This window comes from Candidatus Methylomirabilota bacterium, from assembly GCA_028870115.1.
Taxonomy (GTDB): Bacteria; Methylomirabilota; Methylomirabilia; order Methylomirabilales; family Methylomirabilaceae; genus Methylomirabilis.
Genome location: JAGWQH010000024.1, coordinates 1 through 19,003 on the forward strand (window position 1 = coordinate 1; position 19,003 = coordinate 19,003).

19 protein-coding genes are annotated in these 19,003 nt (G+C 56.9%); 12 read left to right on the forward strand and 7 right to left on the reverse strand.

Annotation, left to right across the window (positions count from 1 at the left end; genetic code table 11):
* Positions 1 to 130 precede the first annotated feature (130 nt).
* Together KGL31_01685 and KGL31_01690 are read left to right on the forward strand one after the other, a co-directional pair.
* A complete protein-coding gene (locus KGL31_01685) occupies positions 131 to 346 on the forward strand; it encodes a DUF2283 domain-containing protein (GenBank protein ID MDE2320616.1) in 216 nt (71 codons plus the stop codon).
* A 31-nt stretch (positions 347 to 377) separates the two neighbouring features.
* A complete protein-coding gene (locus KGL31_01690) occupies positions 378 to 608 on the forward strand; it encodes a YgiT-type zinc finger protein (protein ID MDE2320617.1) in 231 nt (76 codons plus the stop codon).
* Positions 609 to 624: 16 nt separating this feature from the next.
* Here the strand turns inward: KGL31_01690 and KGL31_01695 are convergent, their stop codons facing one another.
* Positions 625 to 1,059 carry a heme-binding protein gene (locus tag KGL31_01695; protein MDE2320618.1) on the reverse strand — a complete coding sequence of 145 codons (435 nt, stop codon included), beginning with the start codon at positions 1,057 to 1,059 and terminating at the stop codon, positions 625 to 627.
* Between the two features lie 273 nt (positions 1,060 to 1,332).
* Between KGL31_01695 and KGL31_01700 the strand changes: the two genes are divergently transcribed.
* On the forward strand, positions 1,333 to 1,563 hold the full coding sequence (locus KGL31_01700; GenBank protein ID MDE2320619.1) for an AbrB/MazE/SpoVT family DNA-binding domain-containing protein: 231 nt from the start codon (positions 1,333 to 1,335) through the stop codon (positions 1,561 to 1,563).
* A complete protein-coding gene (locus KGL31_01705) occupies positions 1,560 to 1,967 on the forward strand; it encodes a type II toxin-antitoxin system VapC family toxin (GenBank protein ID MDE2320620.1) in 408 nt (135 codons plus the stop codon). The genes KGL31_01700 and KGL31_01705 overlap by 4 nt, the downstream gene beginning before the upstream one ends.
* A 97-nt stretch (positions 1,968 to 2,064) precedes the next feature.
* On the opposite strand, the gene KGL31_01710 is transcribed toward KGL31_01705, so the two are convergent.
* A complete protein-coding gene (locus KGL31_01710) occupies positions 2,065 to 3,231 on the reverse strand; it encodes an IS4 family transposase (protein MDE2320621.1) in 1,167 nt (388 codons plus the stop codon).
* Positions 3,232 to 3,489: 258 nt separating this feature from the next.
* Between KGL31_01710 and KGL31_01715 the strand changes: the two genes are divergently transcribed.
* Genes KGL31_01715 through KGL31_01725 form a run of 3 tightly spaced genes read left to right on the forward strand, consistent with a single transcriptional unit; the run spans position 3,490 to position 6,885 of the window.
* Entirely contained in the window at positions 3,490 to 5,406 is a 1,917-nt protein-coding gene (locus tag KGL31_01715; protein ID MDE2320622.1) for a hypothetical protein, read from the forward strand.
* Complete coding sequence (locus KGL31_01720) at positions 5,387 to 6,157, forward strand: hypothetical protein (protein ID MDE2320623.1); 771 nt, start codon at positions 5,387 to 5,389, stop codon at positions 6,155 to 6,157. The genes KGL31_01715 and KGL31_01720 overlap by 20 nt, the downstream gene beginning before the upstream one ends.
* A complete protein-coding gene (locus KGL31_01725) occupies positions 6,154 to 6,885 on the forward strand; it encodes a hypothetical protein (protein MDE2320624.1) in 732 nt (243 codons plus the stop codon). The genes KGL31_01720 and KGL31_01725 overlap by 4 nt, the downstream gene beginning before the upstream one ends.
* Here KGL31_01725 and vsr read toward each other — a convergent pair.
* From vsr to KGL31_01750, 5 genes are all read right to left on the reverse strand, one after another.
* Positions 6,834 to 7,298 (reverse strand): DNA mismatch endonuclease Vsr, encoded by a 465-nt coding sequence (gene vsr, locus KGL31_01730; GenBank protein MDE2320625.1) that lies wholly within the window; start codon positions 7,296 to 7,298, stop codon positions 6,834 to 6,836. The genes KGL31_01725 and vsr overlap by 52 nt on opposite strands.
* Positions 7,299 to 8,879 carry a DNA cytosine methyltransferase gene (locus tag KGL31_01735; GenBank protein MDE2320626.1) on the reverse strand — a complete coding sequence of 527 codons (1,581 nt, stop codon included), beginning with the start codon at positions 8,877 to 8,879 and terminating at the stop codon, positions 7,299 to 7,301.
* Positions 8,880 to 9,141: 262 nt separating this feature from the next.
* A complete protein-coding gene (locus KGL31_01740) occupies positions 9,142 to 9,543 on the reverse strand; it encodes a hypothetical protein (GenBank protein MDE2320627.1) in 402 nt (133 codons plus the stop codon).
* Positions 9,518 to 10,270 (reverse strand): hypothetical protein, encoded by a 753-nt coding sequence (locus tag KGL31_01745; GenBank protein MDE2320628.1) that lies wholly within the window; start codon positions 10,268 to 10,270, stop codon positions 9,518 to 9,520. Before KGL31_01745 ends, KGL31_01740 begins: the two co-directional genes overlap by 26 nt.
* 96 nt (positions 10,271 to 10,366) lie before the next feature.
* The gene (locus tag KGL31_01750) at positions 10,367 to 11,335 is read right to left on the reverse strand and encodes a hypothetical protein (protein MDE2320629.1); all 969 of its coding nucleotides are present in this window, start codon (positions 11,333 to 11,335) and stop codon (positions 10,367 to 10,369) included.
* Between the two features lie 185 nt (positions 11,336 to 11,520).
* Here KGL31_01750 and KGL31_01755 point away from each other — a divergent pair, with 185 nt between their 5' ends.
* The 5 genes from KGL31_01755 to KGL31_01775 all read left to right on the forward strand — a co-directional run bounded on the left by KGL31_01755 (position 11,521) and on the right by KGL31_01775 (position 18,998).
* Positions 11,521 to 11,736 (forward strand): transposase, encoded by a 216-nt coding sequence (locus KGL31_01755; protein ID MDE2320630.1) that lies wholly within the window; start codon positions 11,521 to 11,523, stop codon positions 11,734 to 11,736.
* A 461-nt stretch (positions 11,737 to 12,197) separates the two neighbouring features.
* Entirely contained in the window at positions 12,198 to 13,196 is a 999-nt protein-coding gene (locus KGL31_01760; GenBank protein MDE2320631.1) for a DmsE family decaheme c-type cytochrome, read from the forward strand.
* A 34-nt stretch (positions 13,197 to 13,230) separates the two neighbouring features.
* Positions 13,231 to 15,564 carry an MtrB/PioB family decaheme-associated outer membrane protein gene (locus tag KGL31_01765; GenBank protein MDE2320632.1) on the forward strand — a complete coding sequence of 778 codons (2,334 nt, stop codon included), beginning with the start codon at positions 13,231 to 13,233 and terminating at the stop codon, positions 15,562 to 15,564.
* Between the two features lie 445 nt (positions 15,565 to 16,009).
* Positions 16,010 to 16,516 (forward strand): cytochrome c3 family protein, encoded by a 507-nt coding sequence (locus KGL31_01770; protein ID MDE2320633.1) that lies wholly within the window; start codon positions 16,010 to 16,012, stop codon positions 16,514 to 16,516.
* Between the two features lie 43 nt (positions 16,517 to 16,559).
* Positions 16,560 to 18,998, forward strand: a complete 2,439-nt coding sequence (locus tag KGL31_01775; GenBank protein MDE2320634.1) for a molybdopterin-dependent oxidoreductase — start codon at positions 16,560 to 16,562, stop codon at positions 18,996 to 18,998.
* Positions 18,999 to 19,003 lie beyond the last annotated feature (5 nt).

Sequence of the window (19,003 nt, forward strand, 5' to 3'; positions counted from 1 at the left end):
ATGCTCCGGCTCTCGCGCGCCAGACCGTGGCAGGCGACCTTCCTCGCACATCTCTCGCGCCTGCTCCCGAAGGACGCCAACTGCAATGCAGTTCCGGTGACAGAGGCTAAGATATGAGTTCAACTGCAATATTCCGGTTGAAAAAACCAAGGTGCCTTTGGATTGGGAATATGATGAGGAGGCCGACACCCTCTACTTGAGTTTCGGTCAGCCTCGCGCCGCCGTGGGATTAGACGTGGGAGAAGGCGTCATTATCCGGTATGACGAGAAGGCCAGAGAAGTAGTGGGTTTGACGATTGTCGGCGTGGGACATCGGCTGGAGGAGTATCTGCGGAAGCAGTCATGATGTGCATCGATCACCGGAGACGGAGGTAGCCATGTTTACTTGTCATGTGTGTGGCCACACCGCCGCCAGATCCGAGTTCATGAGCGAGGTGTTCATGATCGACGGTCGGCGCGTTCTCGTGGAGCATATTCCAACGCAAGTGTGCCAGCGTTGCGGGGAGGCAACCTTTTCACGCGAAACCACGGAGAAGATTCGCCAACTCGTGCGAGGAGTAGGTCAGCCGATCAAAACGGTGCCGTTGGAGGTTTTTGCCCTGGCTTGAGCCTTGCCAATACCCGCTAGGTCCGCCAGGGGTGGACCGGGAGGTCGGCGAGGCCGATCGCTTCGACCCCGGCCTTGGCCACAAGGTGGTCGTGCTCCACGGTGCTGCCGCTGACCCCGATCGCTCCGATCAGGACTCCTTCCGTATTGACGATCGGCAGCCCTCCCGGAAAGGTGATGAGCCCTTCGTTACTGTGCTCAATCCCGTAGAGCGGGCCGCCGGGCTGCGACAGCTTACCGATCTGTCCCGTCGGCATCGCGAAGAAGCAGGCGGTTTTCGCCTTCTTAAAGGCGATGTCGATGCTCCCGACCCACGCATCGTCCATCCGGACGAATGCCTTCAAGTTGGCGCCTGAGTCCACGACCGCAATATCCATACACGTCCCAAGTTCTGTGGCCTTATCGATGGCTGCTGCGATTGCCTTCTCTGCCTGTTCAAGCGTGACGTGCATCTCACACCTCCTGCCGCTGGATGGACCCCTCGGGCCCTCACCAGACAGCAATCTCCTTGCCCGATGCTTATTGTCGGAATTCAGTGGATTGGTATGGTCATTATCCTCACTTTGGCGACGATTGACAAGAGGGAGCAGGGTAGTCGTATTTCCACCCCTAGGCAACGCATCTACTATGGGTATACTACAAGTATAACGTAAGAATAATATTTCATTGACTAATTATTTTATATATGGTATACACTTAGTAAAAGTATTCTTAAAGGAGGTTCCATGGACAAAGCGGTTGTCACGGTCAAAGGTCAAGTGGTGATCCCGTCGAGGCTTCGACGGAGGTTTGGCATTAAAAAGGGCACGCAGGTGTACCTGTACGAGCGGGAGGGGGAAATCGTTCTCAAGCCGATTACTGACGAATATATCCGGACGATGGCAGGCATGACCGGTACCAAGGGCAGACTCCTGAAGGCGTTAATGGAGGAAAAAGCAAAGGAGCGGGAGCTGTGAGGGCGGCACCTCGGGTGCTGGACTCGTACAGTCTCATCGCCTATCTGGAGGGTGAAGCCGGGGCGGAGAAGATGATCGAACTGTTTCGGCTCGCGCGAGATTCCGGGCGCGATCTCCTCGTGTCAGTAATCAACTGGGGCGAGGTGTACTACGTCACGCTGAGAGAGGCGGGACGTGAGCGGGCCGATGAGGTGGCTCACCTTATTGCGACGCTGCCGATCGAGGTTGTCCTTGCCGATCTGGATCTGACCCGACAGGCGGCTGATTTCAAGTCCAGCAAGAAAATGTCTTACGCTGACTGTTTCGCCGCAGCCTTGGCAAAAGCGAGGAAGGCGGAGTTAGTGACAGGAGATAAGGAATTCAGGCAAGTTGACGGGGAAGTGAAGATTCTGTGGATTAGCTAGTCTTTCAATCTGTCGTCGGCATCTTTTCCTCCAGTCGATTCGTCTCCGTCAGGACCTGACGACTGGATATCAAATATCGAGCACTACTGTCCCAACGTTAAATACGTAAAATCAACTGGTTATCGTCATCGGTCTCCGGCTCTTCGTAATCGAGAGGCGAAAGCGCCGGTAAAATGGGCGTTTTCTCGAAGAGTGACACGCTCAAAATCTGTAGAATTGTGTAGAGACTCCGATCCAGCTTCAGCCGTTTCTTGACGATGGCGACGAGCACGTACACGGAGATCGCGATCCAGATTTGGGTCTTGACGGCGTTCTCGGTCGTGCCATAGAACGCTTTGATCCGCAGGTGTTGCTTGATCCATTTGAAGAACAGTTCCACCTGCCAGCGACATTTGTAGAGCTGTGCAATCATCAGCGCAGACAGGGTGAAGTTATTGGTGAGGAACACCAGGCGCTTCTTGGTCTCGGCATCGCGGTACCGGATGCGCCGGAGCTTCTCGGGGTAGTCTTTCTGCGTGTAAAAGCCGGTGGCGGTAATCACCTGATCGACTTGCACACCGGTCGCTTTGTCCACCGGTTGGGAGTAGAGGCGCTTGAAAACGAAATTGCGCTTGGCCCGCGTCACGAAGAACGCCAGCGACTGATGCAGCCGATAGAGACGGCCAAAATCGACATACGCGCGATCCATGATGTAGAGCGCGCCCGCCTCGATCAGGAGGTCGTCGAGGATCTTGATCTCGTGCACGGTGCCGGGCGTAATGCGGATCATCGTGGGAATGCGGCCGCGCAGGTCCAACAGCGTATGGAGCTTCACCGCCGCCTTGCCCGTGCGGAACGTGGCCCAGGGGAACACTGACAGACACAGGTCGATGATCGTGGCATCGAGGGCGTAGACGGTGTGATCCAGGTCCAGTCCGAACGCCTCGCCCGCATACAGCGCTTTGGCCGTGCGGATCAGTTCCTGGGCAAAGTCGGCATAGATCCGCCAGTCGCGGGTCTCGTTGGCATGAGCCAGGGTGTTGCGCGCGACTCTGCCCCGGATGCCCATATGGTACAGCTTGGTCGTTGCCACACGCAGGCAGGCCTCGATATCGCGCAGACTCTCTCGATAGGTGAGTTGCGCAAAGGCCATGCAGAGGAACTGATCCCAGCAGGAAAAGCTCTTCACCTTGTAGTTGCCGTGGTAGCGCTCGACGCATTGCCGAAACTCGTAGCTGGGCACAAAGTCCATCAGTTGCGCAAACACGGTTCTCCCGATATGCATCGGCCATCTCCTTTCGCTCAGACGTTGCGGAAGTATGGCCTATCGGCAGAAAATAATTCAAATCGATAAAATGCATGTGGGGCTCACAGCTCATATTTGTCGCTGCGTTAGAACGCGCAACGGATTCAACGTTGGGACAGTAGTGAATATCGAGGGTAAATCAATTTATGGGCGTTGTGCTCTGCGAGGCGGGTACGGTGCTCGTGGAGCCTTCATGGCGAGTACGGCTTGTAACACCGAAAAGGAGAACAACTGGTCATGGCTTATCGGTGGCAGTTCAACACGGCGCGTCCGGCTTACAAAGCGCGAGAGCCCATTCACGGAGAGTTCTTTGCCACAGAAGCTGTCAGCGACCCTGGTGAGGCGCTCGTGCGGGAGGGGATTCAGAACTCAATCGATGCGCGGCGCAATGGCGAAAAGGTCATGATTCGAATCCGCGTCAGCGGAACCGGTGCTGCGGTGGCAAGAGATGCTGTCGCCCCTTTCCTGAACGGCCTTGACGAACATCTCAAAGCGCCTGGAAACGGGCTGCGGGAAATTCCCAACGACTGCGACGACTGCCCTATTCTCGTGTTTGAAGACTTTGGGACAACTGGGCTTCTTGGCGATCCCACCGAGTGGAAACCGGTGTTCGGTTCATGCAACCATTTCTATCATTTCTTCCGGGCCGAAGGACGTTCCGACAAACGTGAGAAGGATATCGGGCGCTGGGGTGTCGGGAAACAGGTCTTCCCGAGAGCCAGCCGGATCAACAGCATTTTCGGGCTGACGGTTCGAGAAAATGATAAAAAGAAACTGCTGATGGGTATGGCGGTCCTGAAATCCCACGATGTCAATGGGACGCGCTACGCTCCGGATGGCTGGCTTGGTCGTGCTTCTGAGGATGGTGATAATGCTCTCACTCTTCCTATCGAAGACTCCACCTTCATTGACTCCTTTTGCAAAACCTTCGATGCTCAGCGCGGCGACGATCCGGGACTCACCATCGTCGTTCCCTGGTGCGATCTCGAACTTACGGACGAAAACCTTGTGCGCGCTGTGTTGCGCGGTTACTTTTGCCCGATCTTGCGAGGGCAGTTGGAGGTAATCGTTGAAGCCAGAAGCATCCAGACGATCCTTGACGCCTCAACTCTAGAGAACGAGATTAGAAAGATCGGCAATGACCTGGAGCGGGAAATTCTTCCACTTGTCGAATTGACGAAGTGGGCGGATTCGCTTCACGAATCCGGCTTTGTCCGGCTGTCAAGCCCGGCTCCACAGCGAGCATGGCAGTGGTCGAAAGAACTTTTTCCCGAAGAGTCGCTGAGCGATATTCGTAACCGATACGAACGTGGAGACAAGATTGCGATCCGCGTTCCGGTCAGCGTGAGAGAGAAAGATCAATCGCCACGCGAAAGTTTTTTCGATGTATTCCTTCATCGCGACGGTTCGGAGCAGAGTGGCCGTCCCGTTTTCATTCGGGAAGGCATCAGCATTCCGGACGTTCGCGCTCCACGGACCCGTGGCGTGCGTTCGCTTCTCAATGCAGAGGATGGGCCGATCGCAGCCTTCCTGGGTGATTCGGAAAATCCGGCACACACCCAGTGGCAGAAAGACGGGGCAAACTTCCGGGGCAAGTATGTTTCCGGGGCATCGGACCTGCAATTCGTCGTCCGAAGCGTCCATGAAATAGTGAATATCATCTTCGAACGGGACAAGAAGCAAGACCGCACGCTTCTGGTCGATCTGTTCTCGATCCCCGCGCCGCCGGAAGAGCAGGAAAGCCGGACCCGCGAGCAAAAGAAGCCTAAAGACGAGGGCAAGGGGCCGGATGTGCCGAATCCCCCAGTATCTCAGCCAAGGCCATTTGTTATCCAGCGCGTAGAGGGGGGCTTCGTAGTGCGCGACGGCAATATGAACGCAGCGCTGCCGACGAGTATACTGCTCGTTCGCGTCGCCTACCAGGTTCGTCGAGGCAACCCCTTCAAGAAGTACCACCCCGCCGATTTCGATTTCTCAGAGGGCATGAAAATCCAACTCAATGGTGTAACGGCTCTTGAGAAGAAGGAGAACAGGTTGCGGGTTAAGATTGACAGTAACGATTTTCGCATCGAGGTTACAGGCTTCGACCCGAAGCGCGACGTGCGCGTGGAAGTCAGACGCCAGGAGGCCGACAATGCCGGTTCGGACGCTTAACTATACCAATCGCCAGCGCATACGGCGCGAAGACGCGCGTATTACCATTCGCGAAGAAAAAAGCGAGAACTTATTCGACGCCGGTCTGAGTCTGTCGGGTTACAGTTTGCCGGGTGAAGCACGCATCTTCATCGAGGCTTATCGCCGGACTCACTACATGCGATTCGACTTTGGTCAGGTGGGTGCGATACGAATACCCGAAGACCGAACCCTGCGTGACTTTGATTCCACCGAAGGTATCCTGTTTCGTGTAAAGGTTGTCACCAGCGCCGACCCTCACGGCCTGCTCCTGGCTGAGGCTGATCAGATCAGGCCACGCAAGTTTACCGATGAGGATGAAAACCGGATTCCGCTTCTACCCGTGGTGCCCGACGATAATATGGGTGATGAAATCTGGCAACTCGAATTCGATGACCAGCAAACGCTGCTTAAGGTAAACTCCCGACTGGGTGACTGGCGGGCGCTGGCCCGCGATCCCGTCTTCCACTCCCTTGTCTATCCCTCGGTGATCCGCACAGTGCTCTGGCGTATCCTGCTGAAGGAAGAGCACTGCGACACCGAGGACATGGAGAACTGGTGCTCGCGCTGGCTTCGCTTCGCCGTCAGCCTTCCAGGCGTGGGCGATCCGCCGACTGAAGTTCACGAGTCCCGCGTAGAAGACTGGATCGACAGCGCGACGTCAGCATTTTGTCGCCGCCACAACATTAGGGCGACCTATGAACGCTATTGGACAGGAGCACAGGAACAATGAATCTCAGACGACTGAATGAACAGGGCATGTTGCGGTTCACTGAGTTCCTCGATTCTCTCACGGGCGAAACACCCCTTCCATACCCGTTAGCGCTGTTGTCCGATCTCAAGGCAACCGAAGAAGTCAGTCCACCCATCGTGATTGAGCAGCGTACGTTCGGCAGCCGTTATGCTTCCGCTGAATATCTTTACAGTCTCTTCAAGGATTCCGGTCTGAACGATATCGAGCGCGATCGTGGCCTATGGGCTTGGCTCTCGCTCTTCTACTTCGAGGAACTTTGCCCAGCGGATGGGAAAGGCCGACGCAAGCCAGGAGAACATGCGAGGTGGATACCGGAAACCGAAGTATCGTGGCGATACTACCGTCACCTCCTCGCCGGGCCATATCGCATCTACAGCGGACACAGCGACCGCCCTGATAAAGTGATGCTCGTTCTCTGCGGCGCTCTGCACCAACCGGGTGAAATTGTTGAACAGATTGTGTCTCGCCAGGAAATCATCACGAACGTTGGAGTTATGGAGGCAGCCTCAAGTCTGTACTATGATCAGTCTTCAAGCAAACCAAAGCGCGGAGCCGCTACCAAAGAAGGCAGGGGCACTATCCGACGTTTTACGGATATTCTGAACCAATTCGACGTTACGTGGGATCTGTACAGTCTGGAAGCAGTAGATGTGATTCAGATGTTGCCGGATGAGTTTTCACGGTTTCGTAAGGCGATGTCTGCCTGACGTTCTGACTCCGCGAGGAAACGGATCACTCGGTTGGCAAGGGCCTTCTTATTCGAAAGCTGGCACTCCCATGCCAGCAGGATTCGCCATCCTCGCTTCCGAAGGGATTTAAGGGCCTGCTTATCGCGCGCTACGTTATCGTCAAATTTTCGTTGCCAGAATTCGATGCGGGTTTTCGGCGTATATGCGTATCTGCAACCCTTGTGTCGATGCCAGTAACAGCCATGAACAAAGATCACTGCGCGAAGGCGTGGCAGGACGATATCCGGCTGTCCGGGCAAGTCTCTGCGGTGAAGTCGAAAGCGGTATCCAAGTCCATGAACAAGCGACCGCACGGTTTTTTCAGGTGACGTATCCTTGCCGCGAATCCGCGACATGTTCCAACCGCGACGTTCTTTTGATAGGCGGTCCATTTATTCTGCTAGCCCACATTCCTTCAGGAACCTGAACACCGACGCGGCTATCTGATTCGCCAGCAGTGGCGGTACCGCATTTCCAACCTGAATGTACTGCGCTGTCCTCGGCCCGCAAAAAAAATAATTGTCCGGGAATGTCTGCAGTCGTGCTACCTCTCGGACAGTCATGCTTCTGCACTGGCTAGGGTCAGGGTGAATAAAGTAGTGACCATCTTTCGCCAGATGGCTTGTTACAGTTGTTGAAGGGCGATCAGATATCTGCACACGGAAACGATCGTCAAACGCGCCATCTCGTATAGACTGATTTGTGTTCTTATGTTCTGGCAGCAATTCTGCCGGAAAGTCCCTCAGTTCGGGAGATCGATTCCGTATTCCGGCATAGCATGCGGCATAGAGGTAGCGGTGCAGGTCTGCCGGGATATGCAATCGGGTCGTATGATTACATACCCCCTGAAGTCTGGGGTCAACGAACCAGTCCGGGCGGTACTGCGGGTGCGGCCTGCACGTCACAAATTCCCCACCGCGAGATAACTGCTTTATAGAAAGAGATTCTACGGCCTCTTTAACTGCTTTTATGACCGAGTGCCCCTCTGCTACGGCTTGGCCGTTCATGAATGGGGAAGAGCATATTTGCCGGACGCTCTCACGCCAGCGACCAGGAGCGTCCTCCTGTCTGGACAGGCCGCTGCGAACTTGTGGTAAGTCTGAAATTACCTCCTTGACCGTGATTGGATTGCTTTCTGGCAACGCGGCGACGTTTTCTGCGTTAAGGTCGCTCCTCACCCCGAGGATTATCAATCGGTGCCTTGCTTGGGGTATTCCGTAGCGCTCCATTCGAATGATGAACCTGTGCAGATCTTCTGTGTTACCATTTCCGGATTGGACCAGTGAGAGCAGGTTGTATCGCGTTCTGTACCTGCCATCTGCAAGGCTGCGTCCTTCTCTGGCAACGGCTTCACAAGGGGACCGGAGGTCCTCCAGTATCCGCTCAAAAATGCGCTGATTCTCCAGTGTGGCAGACAGCAGGCCTTTTACATTCTCCATGATAAAGATCGCTGGATGATGATCGGCGAGTACCTGGAGGTATTCCACATAGAGCCGCTGGCGCTTATCCTCAGTTGCGTTGTACCCAGGGTTCCCACGATTACGGGACCGACCCATCACGGAATAAGCTTGGCATGGCGGTCCGCCCAGGAGAACAAAATCGGTGTAGCCGTGAAGGGAACGGTTTATACGCTCTCGAACAGCGAGCCCATCCTCTACACCCAGTTCCGCAAATAGAGCGGTATCTGCAGCTCGTCTGGCCTGTTCGGGATACGCATCAAAAAGACGGCTGCGCCGGTGCGGTTCAGGTTCATCTGCCTTTCGGAGGTACACGTAGTACTCTTCCGGCACAGCCTCTGGCGGGAAATGCCGAAAGAAAGATCGAAGAACCAGCGTCTGGTGGGCGTATGTGTCCTTTTCGATGGACAGGGCGATCTTGAAGGGCTGGCAGCCGTCAGCCGTCTGGAACGCCGCGAAGCCTTCGCCAAGCCCGCCGGGACCAGCAAACAGATCGATGATCGGAATTGTCTTCATATATGCCGTGCCCACGAGTCGGCTCAGCGTTTTCTGCAATATCTGTGCATCTGTACCCGGCTCCACTCGTGGGCCGTGTTCTAAAGTTAATTATATCCAGAATGGCATGAGCCTGAAACGGTTTTATGCCTGAAGGGCCGATGGCCGCAACGCGAAGAGCAACAGCAGGACGGAGAGGCCAGCCAAGGCCGCGCCGACAGTGAAGGCTGACCCGGCGCCGAAGGACTGATAGAAAAAGCCCATCAGTTGGCATGGGTAAGAGTCAGTCGGTTGAGTCTCGTCTTTCGACCTTCTCGAGGTGATACATCTTCATCGGCTCGTTGAGGGTGGCCTTGATCCGGTCTCCTGCCCTTAGCCTATATAGCAACTTGCTTTGCTCCCCGCCTACCTCCCTGATTGTGTAGACGCGGTCCTCTGGGGCCGTGATTTCAATTTCAACGCTGGAATCATGGGGGTTGATTGCCATGATTTTGCCCTCAAAACTGAGGAGATTCGCCAGACCTTTCGGTGGGGTCGGATCAAAAATCCAACAGCACTTAGGTCCGCTGGGGTTTGGTGGAGCAGGCTGTGGAGTAGGCGCAAGTGGAGACATTGACTGCCCATAGGAGTTAATCCCCAAACTCATCACAAAGGTAAAGCTAAGCAGGCCAGCTCTGATGTTCATGTTTTCCTCCCATCCTCATCTGGAGCTCCGGCTCCATGGCAGTTACCAAATTGGAAATACTATCCTGGAACGTTCTTACTTCCTGTTCTCCAATCCGTACCTCTCGCGGGAGGCTGTTGTATGACATTCGGAGGTTGTTAGTCGCGTCTTTCGCCTTATTTCCAAAGTAGAGCGGAATCTCACGCAACAAGCGGGCGATCTTGGGTTCAACGTCGAGGCGAGCCCTAGTCCACTCTCGACGAGCCCTTGTGGCCCCCTCAACTAAAGCATCACTGATTCCGGGTGTACCTTTGAATGTCTGCTCTTCGGCAATAGCATCTTGAAGATGAAGCATCAACTGCAAGAATTGGGTAAATAGTTGAGCTGAATCCGAATAAAGCTCTATCATCTTAGTTGTCTTAGCCTTCTCCGTTTCGAACTTCTTTTGTCTCTTCCAATATAAGTGGTTGGCATAAGGAACAGCCCCCGCCAGTATCAATATTCCAGTCAGTAAGGGTGACGTTAGTAAATCGGACCAGGAAATCCTGCCTCTCATTTTTTCGATCGCGGCAAGTAGATCGACTAACGCTTTTCGCCTATCGACTTCTTCTTTTGACTGTATTGTCACGTTCTTTAGTGACTCTATTAGAATCTCGTGCTCTAATTGTTGTGTTTGTGCCAAAGATGCGGGCGTCATTGGACCTCCCAGCAGAGCGATGATCACTACGAATACTACCTTTTTAACCATTTGCGTTCCCCTTAAATCCACGGGGGTTTCATAGTATCAGCGCAGGATACCCCCAACTTGCTGCGGGGTAATTTACTGCTCATGAGTTGTACCCGACTAGGGAAAGATCGGGAAGAACCGAATGAAAGCAAGATAGCAAAGAATGGCCGCGCTGGCAAACCCTGCGCTGATTAAGAGCTCGGGGAGGCCCAGGGGCGCGGCCGGGCCTTTCCAGAGCGCCGGGACGACGAGTACGTACCGCTCCACCCACATACCGCCAGCGATCGCCAACCCCATCGGCAGCAGGGCAAAGGGGTCCTGCTTGGCGCGGCGGCTGAAGAAGACGACCAACGGTCCTAAGAATCCCGCCATCAGCGCGACCCAGGAGAAGAGTGCCCACGGGAGCACCTGCGTTCTCAGGATCACATACTGGGTCTCCTCAGTGATGTTGCCGTACCAGATGACAATGTACTGCGCCCACACAAGGCCGATGACCAGCATATCGAAGCTAAACAGGAGCTTGCCCAGGTCATGGAAATGGACAGGGGTGATCCACTGCTCCAGTCCGAGGGTCATCCGGAGTACGATGGTAATGACAACGATCCCGGCGAGGCCCGAAAAGCGGGATCGCATGCAGAAGAGCCGAACCGGCTTTTCCTCCCCGGCCATGCGGACCCAGGCCGTGCCCCAGTCAACCTCCGCCTCCCGGGCGATCTCCGGGTCTAAGGGCAGGACTGCCGTCACCGTGTGCCATCCCCGCCGTGCCTTCTGCTCCCGCACCCATCGCCTGACCGTCGACTCCGCGCCCGTAAACCCATACTCGTCGACCAGCCGGGTCCAGATCCGGTGGGCGGTGTGGCGCTGCTTCGTGGGGGCCTCCTGATCTGTCTGGAGCCAGCCGTCGATAATGGCGGCGACTGGCGCCATGACTCGGCAGCCCGGCTCCTGTCGCCGTCGGTACTTCGGCTCCCACCCTGCCAAGACCTTGCGGACGGTTTTCCGGGTATGGCCGGTCTCCCGCGCGATCTGCCGGATACTCTTCTTGTACACCCTGGCCGCCGTCCTGATGAGTTCGTACTGATCCATCCCTAACACTCCTCTCCCTCCCTGTCTCCGGTGTGGTCTGACCTATACACACGAGCAACAGCGAGCGTATCAGGGTGGGTCCCTTTTGCTCGATCATTTCCGCCTCAGGTGGGTCCCTTTTACGTTATCGAAATCAGCCTTTCGACAGCGACCCCCCGCCGCCCGACGCGCCGGTCATCGCGCAGATGCGACACACACTGCAGACCGTTGGCGGACAGGCGATCTACGCACTGCGTAAGACGATCGTCGAACCCGTCTTCGGCCAGATCAAGGCCGAACGGGGCTTCCGGCGCTTTGCGTCTCGGGGACAGGCCAAGGTGACTGCGGAGTGGCTGCTGATCTGCCTCACGCACAACCTGCTCAAGCTGTTCCGATCGGGGTGGACCCCCCAGCGGGCGTGACGGGCATGGCCAGGGGCGCTTCACGACCGAAGCTCGTCGCGCTCCATGACTGCTGGCGTGCACCCGCAGTCGGTCGGGACCCGACGCCTTATGCTGTAACGTGAGTCGCAACGCTATTTCTCCGATAGGCTCCTGGCAGCGCCTTAATGGTGTTGAGCTGCGCGGTTCGAGTGAATATCCTATCTCTAATGACGCCGCCGATCGCATGCATCTCCCCGAAGCGACTCTTGTCGGTAAAGGCGCTCATGAAGGCGCCGTCTCAGAGCGTGGAAAGGATCTTCGACGCGATCTCTCCAGAATGTCATTGCGGGTGTAGCGCAGCAATTGAGGCTCCTGTCGGCTCGCCACCGACATGAGACAGATAAACACTTGACATTCCACATAAGCAGTCCTATAGTTCCCCCACTACTGGAAGTCAGGGTCGCGTTTCCATTTGCGTTCCATACCAAGAGGGTTCAAAGATGAAGAAGCGTGACGCTGTCACCGCCCTGTTGCCCTTACTGGCTGCGGTTCTCCTTGTTGGATGGGCTTGCAGTCGATTCAGCTCACCGCCATCCGGCCCCGAAGGTCTTCATGTCCAAACGGCATCCGCTACGGGCACCGATGCGCCTCGGCCTCAGTGGACCGGTCCCCCACCGGGCGCCAAGTATGTAGGGAGGGAGTCCTGCCTGGAGTGCCATCAGGAGTCGGACCGGCGCTTTCACAAGACGAAGATGGGGCGGATCATGTCTGTGAACCCGCGCACCCCCCAAGAGCGGCGAGACTGTGAGTCGTGCCATGGTCCGGGGGGCCCGCACGTGGACGCGGAGGGCGGCGCCGAAGACACATTGATCACGTTCAAGAAGGGGGCAGAACCGGTCGAGGTGCAAAATGCCGCCTGCGTGAATTGCCATGAAAAGGGTGAGCACACCTTCTGGAAGGGGAGCACCCACGAAGTACGGGGAGTAGCGTGCGTATCCTGCCACAAGGTGATGGAGTCGGTGTCAGACCGGTACAACCTGGCGAAGCCGACTGCGATCGAGGTCTGTTCGCAGTGTCACCAGACCCGGCGGGCCCAGCTCCAGCGCAGCTCTCACATGCCGCTCCGCGAGGGGAAGATCAGTTGTACCGACTGCCACAACCCGCATGGAACTGCGACGCAGGCGATGCTCCGCGAGGACTCCGTCAATGAGAACTGCTACAAGTGCCATGCCGAGAAACGGGGGCCGTTCCTGTGGGAGCATGCGCCCGTCGTCGAGAGCTGTACGAACTGCCACGAGCCGCATGGCTCCACCAATCCGCGGCTCCTGAAGATCAGGATTCCCCGCCTTTGTCAGCAGTGCCATATCGAGACCCGACACCCGACGAGTCCATACGATCCAAGAACCGGAACGAGATTCGTCATCAATCGGGGCTGCATTAACTGCCACCAGAAGATCCATGGGTCAAACCATCCCTCAGGGCATCTCTTCACAAACTGAGGTGACGATCTGCATCAAGCGGAGGATGTGGGCCATGGGCGCATTGCTCGGAAAAAGAAGGTTTGGTCAAGCACTGCTACTCGCCATAGCCCTGCTGCTGGCAGCCCCGGCACCAGGCCAGGCTCAACAAGCGCAGTCGGAGGAGGCTCTCCCGTGGTGGGTCAACTGGCTTAACGATCGGCTGCCGTTCAGCCTCGGCGTGACCGGAGTGGATATCGAGGGCGGCTATCGGACGATTGGCGGCAATCGGAGTTCGGCCAAGTTTCAGGAGTACCGGGTCCTTGAAGAGAGTCCCTTTATGGACCACCTTCGTCTCTCTCTGGAGACCAAGGACAAGAAGCAATACGTCGAGTTCTCGACGATAGACAGTTTTAAGCAGGATCAGAGCTACCTGTTTCGAGCAGGGCAGTACGGCGGCTATGAGGTGGAGGTCTTCTGGGATCAGGTCCCGCATCTGTTGAGCACGACGGGGCGAACCCTATTCAACACAACGCACGAAGATAGCACCGTGAGTCTGACCCTGCCACCTGGCGTCGCATCGACGGTACAGGCCGCCACGCCTGCGACCAGAGCCTCCGTACTGGCAGGTTTTCTGGCCAATGCCACGCCGGTTGATCTCAGCTTCCTGACCTCCAAAGCGGGATTTGGGCTGAAGTACAACCTGACCGATTCGCTGGATTTCGGTGTTCGGTACACGTTCACGCAGAAGGATGGGACGATCCCTTTTGGCGCGGGGTTCGGCAGCCCCGGCGGTAATGTGGTCGAGCTTCCGGCCCCCCTCTTTAACCGGACCCACCAGATTGAGGCCAAGACGCAGTATGCTCGGCCCGGCTGGAATATCGGCCTCGGTTACACTGCTTCGTTCTTCGATCAGGGCATTGATAATATCACGTTCGACAACCCCCTGTCGGCGACCAACAGTCCGACCGCTGCAGCCCGCGGCCTGACCACCATGGACCCGAGCAATCAGGCTCATAACATATTTCTGACAGGCGGCCTCTCTCTCCCCCTTCAGACTCGGATCACCGGCAAGGTGTCCTACGGGTGGCGGCTTCAGGATGAATCGTTTGTCTCTCATACTATCAACCCGGCTCTGGCCGCCGATCCGCAGTTGGCGCTCCCAAGAAACAGCCTGGATGGAGATATCAGGACGACCCTCGTAACGCTCAACGCGACGAGTCGTCCGCTTGCGGCGTTACCGCTGACGCTGAATAGTGGCTACCGCTTCTACGATTTTAATAACCGAACGCCCGAGATCGTATTCCCGGCGACCACAGTCCGGGATACGTCATTGGCGGTCGGTCCAGAGGTCAGCACGCCCTTTTCCTACAGGAAGCACAATGCCCATCTGGACGCGGGATATCCACTGCTGAGCGACCTCCATGTTAATCTGGGCTACGAGTGGGAGCGTTGGGATCGCGATCCGAACCAACGGGAGGTGCCGACCAGCGACGAGCACTTCCTGAAGACCAGCCTGGATTACACACCGATCGACTGGCTTCTGCTTCGTGCCGCCTACCGTCGAAGCTGGCGCAACATCGGCAACTACAATCCTCAGGCCCATGACGCCCACGTCACGACGAATATTGAAGGGGAAGCATTCGTGCCGGATCCGCTGGGGCAGTCGATCCTGCTCCGAAAGTTTGACGAGGCCGATCGGACCAGAGACAGGGTAGAGATTCTGGCGTCGATCACGCCGATCGAGACGCTGAGCTTTACGGCTACCTATAGCCTTATTCGAGATGATTTTGGCTTATCCCCGCTCGGGCTGCAGGACTCGAGGGGGTGGAGCCTGGGTGGCGATCTGACTTATAGCCCGCGTTCGTGGCTTTCGTTCTTCGTGAACTACGTGAGGGAGGAGTTCAACTACGATCAGCTCTCTCGCTCCAGGGCGGTGGTTGGCGACACAGTCTCTGACTTTTCCGATTTCAACTGGAGGAGCATTAACAGAGACAAGGTCGATACCTATGGGGTCGGCGCCGACGTCAGTCTGATCCCCAAACGCCTTAATTTTCGGCTGACCTACTCCTTCTCGGATGCCGACACGATCATCAACTCATTCAACCCGGTGACGCCGACCAGTGGCACCGTAGCCCAGCAAGCGACCGCGACCGCCGTTCGCTATCCCCTGTCGAACACGAATCTGCACACCCTTATCGCCGCGCTTCGCTATAACCTGACCAGGAACTGGAGCCTCAAAGGCGAATATCGATTTGAGCAGTTTCGGGAGAAGGACTGGGCGACGGATGCGATCGGGCAGTCGGGCCTGACGAACCTGTCGCCGACGACCGATACCTTTTTAGGCGCTCGGTTTCTCCAGAATTACGACGCCCATATCGGAGCGTTCACGCTTCGGTACCAGTTCTAAGCGAGCCTCACAACAGAGAGAGAAAAGAAACAAAAACCTTGTGTGCCGCATGTGAAGCGGATATAAAGGGCGTGGGTGACCACAGTCCCGTTCACCCACAAGGTGAGGCTCGTGAACGACAAACGGTGTTGCCCTTCAAGATCGAGGACCGGCGAGACGTTACCCGTCCAATAGGGGGCTCTTTGGGACGGATCCGTGTCTTGCAAGGGCAGAAGGCATCGTGTATAATGTGCAAGATTGTGAAGAATTTCTCGAACTGAGGGCACGTTCATGGCCGATGCCATGCGCGCGCAGGTTGTGTAGAAAGCTACGATTTGTTGGGGGCTCCGGGGATGATAGCGCGCCTCGGAGCCTTCACTGTGATGTGCGTGCCCAGGCGCATCCAAAGACATCTATTCGGAAGGAAAGCGGTTCTCAGCGGTAGGTGACGATACAGGGAATCTTCGTGAAGAATCTTCGGTTGATCTTGGTCACTGGAATCCTCGTCGTTGCGTCTGCTGGCGTCTATGTGCCCGGATCTGGAGCAGTAAGCCAGCCGATACAATTCAGCCACAAGGCCCACGTCAAAGAGATCAGATGTCTGGCCTGTCATCCCTACTATGAGCAACAAGCGTCCGCCGGGTTGCCGAGACTTGCAGATTGCCTCGTGTGTCACGTGGGAACGCAATCCAAGAAGCCTGAAGACTTAACGGAAGAGAAGAAGCTCGCCGAGCGCGCCGAGAAAAAAGAGGAAATCCGTTGGGTCAGGCTCTACCGGCTTCCCGATCATGCGTTCTTCTCTCATAGGCGGCACGTCGTCTTGGGGAAGCTTGAGTGCGAAACATGCCATGGTGACATTGCAGCGATGGACGTGCCGCCGGAGAAGCCTGCACAACCGATCAAGATGGGGTGGTGTGTCTCATGCCACCGGATGAAAAATGCCAGCACCGACTGCAATGCCTGTCATCACTGAGCCCGGAGCGTACGGTCGCTCTGTCGTGTAATGGATAGTTGAAATGGACTTAGATCGTCGGGATTTTCTGAAGGTCTCGACAGCGGCCTGCGCGGGATTGGGTCTGTCGGGATGCGTGCTCAAGAAGCTGATCGAGAGCGAGGAGGCCGAAGCGCCGTGGCCGCCTGGCCCCGAGAGTTGGGTTGCTTCCGTCTGCCAGCAGTGCCCTGGGGGTTGCGGTATCCAGGTACGGGTCATCGACGGAACGGCAGTTAAGATCGATGGCCTTCCGTTTCACCCGGTCAACCGTGGCCGGCTGTGTGCCGTGGGGCAGGCGGGGTTGCAGGTTTTGTACGATCCCGACCGGATCAAGGGACCGATGAGGCGGATGGGCGGGAGGGGATCCTCGAACTGGCAGAGCCTAAGCTGGGATGAAGCGATCCGATTGGTGGCCGAAAAACTTGCCGAGATCAGGAGGCGCGACGAATCGCACACCGTGGCGATCCTGGCCGGCCAACCCCGTGGTCTCATGGACAGGCTCTTGGCCAGGTTCCTGGACGCGTACGGCTCTCCGAACTACATCCGTAATAGCTGTGATGGCACCGCAAAGGCCGTGCTGCTCACACAAGGAATCGATACCCTGGTTGGCTACGATCTCGAACACTCCAACTTCATCCTGTCCTTCGGGTATAGCCTGGTAGAGGCGGGCTGGTCGCCCGTTCTGGCCCATCGGATCTATGGGTACCTGAGGCAGGAGCGGCCGGGCGTCAAAGCAAAAATCGTTCAGGTGGAGCCCCGTCTTTCCATGACGGGGGCCAGGTCGGATCAGTGGATTCCCATTACGCCTGGCACCGACGGGGCCCTGGCCCTTGGACTTGCGTATGTCATTGTCCGGGAGGGACTCTACGATAAACGATTCGTCGAAGAGCAGACATTCGGCTTCGAAGATTGGCAGGACGGCAGCGGGGCTTCTCACCTCGGCTTCAAGTCCCTTCTCCTGAAGGCGTATCAACTGGAGGAGGTCTCCACAATTACCGGCGTGCCGGTGGAAACCATCATTAGGTTGGCCAAGGAGTTCGCAAGGGAGAAGCCGGCGGTGGCGCTCGCCGAGCGCGGGGCCAGCATGCACACCAACGGCCTCTACACCAGGATGGCGATCCACTGCCTGAACGCGCTGGTCGGGAGCATTAATGTCCCCGGGGGGGTGGTGTTGTCGGAGGAGGTTCCCCTCACACCGTGGCCGCCGGTAGAGGGCGACGCGCTCGGCCTGAAGGGACGCCTGATGCCTCGAATCGACCACGCCGGCACCAGCCGGTTTCCCATCGCCTCTCATGTGTTCTCGCAGGTTCCCCGCAGCATTCTCCGGCAGGACCCCTACCCGATCAATGTCCTCTTCCTCTATTACACCAACCCGATCCACTCCGCGCCTGATGCGATGGGGTTCGCGAAGGCCTTCGAAAAGGTTCCCTTCATCGTGAGCTTCTCTCCATTCATGGATGAGAGCGCGCAGCAGGCCGATCTGATTCTTCCCGACCACACCTACCTGGAGCGATGGCAGGATGATCCGGTTAACCCGATGATGAAATATCCGGTATTGGGGATCCGGCGACCGGTTGTGAAGCCGTCGTACGACACCAGGAATACCGGCGACGTGATCATCGGGATCGCAAAGGCCATCGGCGGAAAGGTCGCCGCGGCGTTCGCCTGGGACGATTTTGAAGGGATCCTGAAGGATGCCGCGAAAGGGATCTTCCATGCTGGCGGCACCCTGTTCACCGCTCCTTTTGAGGAAGCGCAGGTCAAATCACTGGAGGAGCGCGGGTGGCGTCCCCCCAGATACAAGTCCTTCGACGAGTTCTGGGACCAGCTCGTCGAACGCGGTGGGTGGTGGGACCCGGCCTATCAATTCGTTGGCGGTCGCCGGCTCTTCAAGACCGTCTCCGGCAAGTTCGAGTTTTACTCGCAGCATCTGCGTCGAACCTTGGAGCGCGTGGCGGCCGGGAAACCGGTGAGCGAGTTGCTCAGGGAGCTGAAAGTAACCGCGCGGGAGGACCAGGCTTACCTCCCTCATTACGAGCCCGCCCGGTTCATCGGTGAGGCCAAGGACTATCCGTTCTATCTCAACACCTTCAAGTCGGCGACCTATGCCGGAAGTCGTGGTGCAAGCCAGCCGCACCTCCAGGAAATATCCCGGCTGCCTATCGGTCTGCCATGGGATTCGTGGGTCGAGATCAACCCGCAGGCTGCGAAGGGACTCGGGATCGCCGATGGCGACTGGGTCTGGGTGGAGTCGCCGCTGGGTAAGTTGAAGACTCGAGCCAGACTCTACCCGGGGGCGATGCCCGACGTCGTGAATATGCCGGTGGGCCAGGGGCATAAAGCGTATGGCCGATGGGCGAAAGGGAGAGGGGAGAACCCCAACCGGATCCTGGGCGAAGAGCGCGACTCCCTGGCCGGATTTACAGCCTGGTACGCGACTCGAGTGAAGCTTTCGAAGGCTTGAAAGAG

Excerpts from the sequence above, each read along its gene's own strand:
- KGL31_01690 (MDE2320617.1), top strand. The coding sequence starts at position 378 with ATGTTTACTTGTCATGTGTGTGGCCACACCGCCGCCAGATCCGAGTTC.
- KGL31_01695 (MDE2320618.1), bottom strand. The coding sequence starts at position 1,059 with ATGCACGTCACGCTTGAACAGGCAGAGAAGGCAATCGCAGCAGCCATC.
- KGL31_01700 (MDE2320619.1), top strand. The coding sequence starts at position 1,333 with ATGGACAAAGCGGTTGTCACGGTCAAAGGTCAAGTGGTGATCCCGTCG.
- KGL31_01710 (MDE2320621.1), bottom strand. The coding sequence starts at position 3,231 with ATGCATATCGGGAGAACCGTGTTTGCGCAACTGATGGACTTTGTGCCC.
- KGL31_01715 (MDE2320622.1), top strand. The coding sequence starts at position 3,490 with ATGGCTTATCGGTGGCAGTTCAACACGGCGCGTCCGGCTTACAAAGCG.
- KGL31_01720 (MDE2320623.1), top strand. The coding sequence starts at position 5,387 with ATGCCGGTTCGGACGCTTAACTATACCAATCGCCAGCGCATACGGCGC.
- KGL31_01725 (MDE2320624.1), top strand. The coding sequence starts at position 6,154 with ATGAATCTCAGACGACTGAATGAACAGGGCATGTTGCGGTTCACTGAG.
- vsr (MDE2320625.1), bottom strand. The coding sequence starts at position 7,298 with ATGGACCGCCTATCAAAAGAACGTCGCGGTTGGAACATGTCGCGGATT.
- KGL31_01735 (MDE2320626.1), bottom strand. The coding sequence starts at position 8,879 with ATGAAGACAATTCCGATCATCGATCTGTTTGCTGGTCCCGGCGGGCTT.
- KGL31_01740 (MDE2320627.1), bottom strand. The coding sequence starts at position 9,543 with ATGAACATCAGAGCTGGCCTGCTTAGCTTTACCTTTGTGATGAGTTTG.
- KGL31_01745 (MDE2320628.1), bottom strand. The coding sequence starts at position 10,270 with ATGGTTAAAAAGGTAGTATTCGTAGTGATCATCGCTCTGCTGGGAGGT.
- KGL31_01750 (MDE2320629.1), bottom strand. The coding sequence starts at position 11,335 with ATGGATCAGTACGAACTCATCAGGACGGCGGCCAGGGTGTACAAGAAG.
- KGL31_01755 (MDE2320630.1), top strand. The coding sequence starts at position 11,521 with ATGCGACACACACTGCAGACCGTTGGCGGACAGGCGATCTACGCACTG.
- KGL31_01760 (MDE2320631.1), top strand. The coding sequence starts at position 12,198 with ATGAAGAAGCGTGACGCTGTCACCGCCCTGTTGCCCTTACTGGCTGCG.
- KGL31_01765 (MDE2320632.1), top strand. The coding sequence starts at position 13,231 with ATGGGCGCATTGCTCGGAAAAAGAAGGTTTGGTCAAGCACTGCTACTC.
- KGL31_01775 (MDE2320634.1), top strand. The coding sequence starts at position 16,560 with ATGGACTTAGATCGTCGGGATTTTCTGAAGGTCTCGACAGCGGCCTGC.